At 77.1% G+C, this 1,063-nt stretch carries 2 protein-coding genes; both read right to left on the reverse strand.

Annotated elements, in window-relative coordinates; translation table 11 throughout:
• On the reverse strand, window positions 1-419 hold a 419-nt coding region (locus L2I40_RS23625; protein WP_272911015.1), incomplete at its 3' end, for a glycosyltransferase.
• A partial coding sequence (locus L2I40_RS23630; protein WP_237217790.1) for a DegT/DnrJ/EryC1/StrS family aminotransferase occupies window positions 406-1,063 on the reverse strand: 658 nt, incomplete at its 5' end. The genes L2I40_RS23630 and L2I40_RS23625, both read right to left, overlap by 14 nt.

Genomic DNA, 1,063 nt, shown 5'->3' on the forward strand with positions numbered 1-1,063 from the left:
ATCTCGAACAGGAAGGGCGTGCCGCGCAGCCGCCGCGCCAGCAGCGCCGGGATCGCGACGGTGAGCGGCGTGGAGGACGCGACGACCAGGTCCCATCGCCCGCCCAGCGCCAGCCGCGCCGCGCGCGCCGCATAGCGCAGGAAGGCCCCGGCGCGCCGCGCCAGCGGCTGCGCGTTCCCGCAGGCGATGTCGAACTCGTGGATGCGCACGCCCGCGGCCACGCCCTCTCGGACGCCACGACGGAACGGCCCGTCGAGTCCCGTCGCCGCGCCGGCATAGCGCCCGCAGGCCACGGTGACGTCGTGCCCCGCCGCGGCCAGCGCGCCGGCCTGCAGGAAGGCGCGCGTCGCGCCGCTGCCGCCGGGCCCCGAGAAGTGCTCGTGCAGGTAGAGGATGCGCAGGCCGTCAGCGCCGCGCACGGCTGCGCACCACCTCGATCACGCGCTGCTGCTCCGCCGCGCTCATCGCGATGCCGGACGGCAGGCACAGCCCGCGCTCGAACAGCCGCGCGGCCGCCGCGCCGCCGACGCGCGGCGCGTCGCGGAAGGCCGGCTGCAGGTGCAGCGGCTTCCAGGCGGGGCGGCTTTCCATCCCCGCCGCCTCCAGCGCAAGCCGCACCTCCTCCCGGTCGGCGCCGAACTCCGCCGCGTCGAACAGCGCGACGCTCAGCCAGCGATTGGCGCGCCCCCAGTTGGGTTCGGTGACGAAGGCGAGGCCCGGCAGGTTCGACAGCGCCGCGGCATAGGCGGCGAAGATCTCGCGCCGCCGCTCGACGCGCGCCTGCAGCGTCGGCAGTTGCGCCAGCCCGACCGCCGCCAGCACGGACGACATCCCGTAGGCGTAGCCCGTCGTCTCGTGCTGGTAATGCGCCGCCGGCTCCCGCGCCTGGCCGGCCAGCGCGCGGGCGCGCGCCACCAGCCCCGCGTCGTCGGAGGCCAGCGCGCCGCCGCCGCCCGTCGTGACGATCTTGTTGCCGTTGAAGGAGAACACCGCGAGCGTCGCGCCGCGCCCCGCATGGCGTCCGTCGCGGCCCGCCGCGCCCATCGCCGCCGCGCTGTCGCTC

The sequence above is a fragment of the Falsiroseomonas oryziterrae genome, from assembly GCF_021864505.1.
GTDB lineage: Bacteria > Pseudomonadota > Alphaproteobacteria > Acetobacterales > Acetobacteraceae > Falsiroseomonas > Falsiroseomonas oryziterrae.